2 protein-coding genes are annotated in these 4,571 nt (G+C 77.0%); both read right to left on the reverse strand.

The annotated features are described in order from the left end of the window. The coding region (locus tag ACH4B3_RS34125; protein ID WP_398469659.1) for a type I polyketide synthase at positions 1-1,816 on the reverse strand (1,816 nt) is incomplete at its 3' end. After that, on the reverse strand, positions 1,813-4,571 hold a 2,759-nt coding region (locus tag ACH4B3_RS34130; protein ID WP_398469661.1), incomplete at its 5' end, for a type I polyketide synthase. The genes ACH4B3_RS34125 and ACH4B3_RS34130, both read right to left, overlap by 4 nt.

A 4,571-nucleotide genomic window follows, 5' to 3' on the forward strand; every position in this document is an offset into this window, starting at 1 on the left:
CCTCATCCCACGCCCCCGCGAACACCGGGAACGCCTCGTACAACCCACGCCCCATCCCCAACCGCTGACTCCCCTGCCCACCGAACAGGAACGCCACCGAGCGGCTGCCGGGCCGGACGCTGCCGTGCACCGCCGCGGCCGTCCCGGTGCCGTCGGCGAGCGCGGCCAGCGCGTCGAGCAGGCCGTCGCGGCCGGTGGCGGCGACCACCGCGCGGTGGTCGAAGGCGGTGCGGGTGGTCAGCAGCGAGACGGCTATCTCGGCGTCGGTGACCTCGGGGCGGGCCTGGGCGAACTCCCGCAGCCGGGCGGCCTGTCCGCGCAGCGCCTCCGGGCTCCGGGCGGAGAGCACCCAGGGGACCACCGGGGAAGGCCCGGTGGTGCCGGGGGCGGCCGGTTCCCCGGCGGGCTCCTCGGCGGGCTCCTCGGCCGGCTGCTCGATGACCACGTGGACGTTGGTGCCGCTGACGCCGAAGGACGACACGGCCGCGCGGCGCGGGGCGCCGGTCCGCGGCCAGGGGCGGGCCTCGGTGAGGAGTTCCACGCCGCCGAGGGACCAGTCCACCTTGGGGGTCGGCTCGTCGATGTGCAGGGTCCTGGGCAGCACGCCCTCGCGCATCGCCATCACCATCTTGATGACGCCGCCGACCCCGGCCGCGGCCTGGGTGTGGCCCAGGTTGGACTTGAGCGAGCCCAGCCACAGCGGGTGTTCGGGCGCCCGGTCCTTGCCGTAGGTGGCGAGCAGGGCGTGCGCCTCGATCGGGTCGCCCAGCGTGGTGCCGGTGCCGTGCGCCTCCACCGCGTCCACCTCGGCCGGGGTCAGGCCCGCGTCGGCCAGCGCCTGCCGGATGACCCGCTGCTGGGCCGGGCCGTTGGGGGCGGTCAGCCCGCTGGAGGCGCCGTCCTGGTTGACCGCGGTGCCCCGGATGACGCCCAGGATGCGGCGCCCGTTGCGGCGGGCGTCGGACAGCCGCTCCAGCAGCAGCATGCCGGAACCCTCGGACCAGCCGGTGCCGTCGGCGGCCGCGGCGAAGGACTTGCACCGGCCGTCGTGGGCGAGGCCGCGCTGCCGGCTGAACTCGATGTAGACCTCGGGCGTGGCCAGTACCGTCACGCCGCCGGCCAGCGCCAGGGTGCACTCCCCCCGGCGCAGCGACTGGGCGGCCAGGTGCACCGCCACCAGGGACGAGGAGCAGGCGGTGTCGAGGGTGACGGCCGGGCCCTCCAGGCCGAGGGTGTAGGCGATCCGGCCGGACAGCACACTGCCCGCGTTGCCGATGCCGACGAACCCTTCGACGTCCCTGGGGACGTCGCCGATCGCGGCGCCGTAGTCGTGGTACATGATCCCGGCGTAGACGCCGGTGGCGCTGCCCTTGAGGGTGGTCGGGTCGATCCCGCCGCGTTCGACGGCCTCCCACGCGGTCTCCAGCAGCACGCGCTGCTGGGGGTCCATGGCCAGCGCCTCGCGCGGCGAGATGCCGAAGAACCCGGCGTCGAAGCGGTCGGCTCCCTCCAGGAAGCCGCCTTGGTCGACGTAGCTCTTGCCGGCCGCGTCCGGGTCCTGGTCGAAGAGCCGGTCCAGGTCCCAGCCGCGGTCGGTGGGGAACGGGGAGACCGCGTCCCGGCCGTCGGCGACCAGGCTCCACAGGTCCTCGGGGCCGCGCACGCCGCCGGGGTAGCGGCAGGCCATGCCGACGATGGCGATCGGCTCGGTGGCGCGCGCCGCGGCCTCCGCCTTCTCGTGGCGCAGCCGTTCGATCTCCTTCAGCGAGCTGCGCAGAGCACCGACGAGCTCTTCCGTGGACGTTTGCTTGTTCACAGTTCGTTCTCCTGGGCCTTGCGGAGGAGGGCCTCCACGTCCATGTCGTCGATGTGGTCCAGCGCGGCGCCGGGGCCGTCGGCCGGGTCGTGCGGGGCGGCGTCCGGGGCGGTCGGGCCCGCCGCGGGCCGGCCGGTGAGTCCGGCGAGCCGCAGCAGGTCGTCCATGACGCCGAGTTCGGTGAGCTTCTCCAGCGGAATGGCCGCGAACGCGCGCCGGATCCGTGCCTCGTCCGGTGCGGGCCCGTCCGGTCCGGGTGCGGTGGCCGGGTCCGGCAGCAGTTCGGCCAGGGCGTGCCGGGCGAGGGCGAGCGGGCTCGGGTAGTCGAAGACGAGCGTGGCGGGCAGTCGCAGGTCGAGTTCGGCGGTGAGCCGGTTGCGCAGTTCCACAGCCATCAGCGAGTCCAGGCCCTGCTCCAGGAAGCCGGTGTCGGCGTCCACCGCGTGCGGTGTGCCGTGCCCGAGCACGGTGGCCACATGGCCGCGGACCAGGTCCAGCAGTGCCTGCTCGCGCTCGTCGGCCGGGATCCGGACGATCCGCTGGGACCAGGGCACCGCGGCGGTCCCGCCGGGGGTGCTGCCGCCGGAGCCGGGCTCGGCGCGCCGGGCGGTGCGGACCAGGCCGCGCAGCATCGGCGGTACCGGTTCGGTGGTGGACCGCGCCCGCAGGCCCGCCAGGTCGAGGCGGACCGGGGCGAGCAGGGCCTCGTCCCCGGCGAGGGCCGCGTCGAACAGCGCCAGGCTGTGTTCCGTGGACATCGCGACGATGCCCGTGCGGCCGCCGCGGGCCAGGTCGCCGCGGCCCATGGCACCGGTCATGCCGCTGGTCTCCTCCCACAGGCCCCAGGCGAGCGAGACGGCGTGCTCGCCGGTGGCGCGCCGGTGGTGGGCCAGGGCGTCCAGGAAGGTGTTGGCGGCCGCGTAGTTGGCCTGGCCCGCACCGCCGAGGAGGCCGCTGACCGAGGAGAACAGCACGAAGGCGGCGAGGCCGTTGCCGGCGGTGAGCCGGTGGAGGTTCTCCACCGCGTCCACCTTGGGGCGCAGGACCCGGGCCAGCCGGTCCCCGTCGAGCGAGGTGACGACACCGTCGTCGATCACCCCGGCGGTGTGGACCACGGCGGTCAGCGGGTGCGCGGCGGGGATGCCGTGCAGCACCTCCGCCAGGGCCTGCCGGTCGGCGGTGTCGCAGGCGACGACGGACACCTCGGCGCCCGCGGCGCGCAGCCGGGCGGTGAGTTCCGCCGCGCCGTCCGCGGCCGGTCCTCCCCTGCTGAGCAGCAGCAGGTGGCGGGCGCCGTGCGCGGTCACCAGGTGCTCGGCGACCAGGCCGCCGAGGGTGCCGGTGCCGCCGGTGACGAGCACCGTGCCGTCCGGGTCGATGCGGCGCGCGGCGGCGTCCCGCGCCGGGCCGTCCCCGGCGGCCGCGGCGCGGGCCAGCCGGGGCACGAGCACGACGCCCGCCCGGATGGCCAGCTGCGGTTCGCCGCAGCCGACGGCGGCCGGCAGCGCCGCCCGGGAGCCGGTCTCGCCGTCCAGGTCCACCAGCGCGAACCTGCCGGGGTGCTCGGTCTCCGCGGAGCGCAGCAGGCCCCACAGCGGTGCCGCGGCCAGGTCGGACACGTCCTGTCCGCGCTCGGTGGCGACGGCTCCGGAGGTGACCAGGACCAGCCGGGAGCGGGCCCACCCGTCGTCGGCCAGCCACTCCCGGACGTCGGCGAGGAGCCGGGTGGCGACCCGGTGGGCGGCTTCCGCGACCGGGGTGCCGCCGTCCGCCGGGTGACCGCCGGTGCCCGGTGCGCCGCCCGCGACGCTGACGACGACCGTGTCGGGGACCGAGGCGCCGTCCGCGACGGCGGCCCGGAGCGCGGCGAGGTCGGGGAAGGTCCGCGGATCCATCCCGGCCTCCTGGAGGGAGCCCGCCACGGCGAGGTCGTCGGGGCCGACCACCGCCCACTGCTTGGCGGGCACGGCGGCCGGCGCGGCGGCGGTCCGGGTCCACTCGACCCGGTGGAGCGAGTCGGCGCCGCCGCGGGCCGCGTTCAGCTGGGCGGCGGAGACCGGCCGGGTGGCCAGCGCGGCCACCGAGGCGACGGGGCGGCCGGTGCCGTCGGCCAGGTCGAGCGTGAGGGCGTCGCCCGCGCCGGAGGCCAGCCGGGCCCGGACGGTGTGCGCGCCGGGCGCGTACAGCCGCACCCCGTTCCAGGAGAACGGGAGCCTCACCTGGTCGGTCGAGCCGTCCAGGAGGCCGAGCAGCGCGCCGTGCAGGGCCGCGTCGAGCAGCGCCGGGTGCAGCCCGTACCGGTCGGCGGCCTGGTCCGCGAGCGCGACCTCGGCGAACACCTCGCCGTCGCGCCGCCAGGCGGCCCGCAGGCCCTGGAAGGCGGGTCCGTAGCCGTAACCGGCGTCGGCGAGCCAGTCGTAGAAGCCGGTGACGTCCACCGGCTCGGCACCCGGCGGCGGCCAGGCGGCGAGCGGGCCGGGCGTGCCGGGCGCCTCCTCCGCACCGGCCTCCCCGGGGGCCAGGGTGCCCACCGCGTGGCAGGTCCACGGCGTGTCGGGACCGGTGCCGTCGCCGGAGCGTCCGTAGACCCGGACCTCCCGGGCTCCTGCCCCGTCCGGCTCCGCGACCACCACCTGCACCTGGACCGCGGCCGGGCCGGTCAGCAGCAGCGGGGCCTGGAGGGTGAGTTCGTCGATCCGGCCGCAGCCGACCTCGTCGCCGGCGCGCAGGGCCAGTTCGACGAACGCGGTGCCCG

Source organism: Streptomyces sp. NPDC018031 (genome assembly GCF_044327625.1).
Taxonomy (GTDB): Bacteria; Actinomycetota; Actinomycetes; order Streptomycetales; family Streptomycetaceae; genus Streptomyces.